1 protein-coding gene is annotated in these 241 nt (G+C 75.5%); it reads left to right on the top strand.

Annotation, left to right across the window (positions count from 1 at the left end):
* Positions 1–241, top strand: a 241-nt coding sequence (locus NCR38_RS34085; RefSeq protein ID WP_409241457.1) for a response regulator transcription factor, incomplete at both ends; no start/stop codon positions are given.

Genomic DNA, 241 nt, shown 5'->3' with positions numbered 1-241 from the left:
GCCGACGCCGCCGCGCTCGATGTCGCGGACCTCGACTCGCCGCTCGCACACGCCGCGGAAGCGACCGCGCCATCGGATGCGCTGACGGGCCGCGTGCTCGTGGTGGACGACAACGCCGATCTGCGCGACTACATGCGCCGCCTGCTCGCCGCCGCCGGCCACGACGTGAGCGTCGCCGCCGACGGCCGCGCCGGGCTCGACGCGGCCTTCGCGCTGCATCCGGACGTCATCGTCTCGGACG

Source organism: Caballeronia sp. INML1 (assembly GCF_023631085.1).
Taxonomy (GTDB): Bacteria; Pseudomonadota; Gammaproteobacteria; order Burkholderiales; family Burkholderiaceae; genus Caballeronia; species Caballeronia turbans.
The sequence above is the reverse complement of the archived record's forward strand: the minus strand, read 5'-3'. Positions and strand labels throughout refer to the sequence as shown.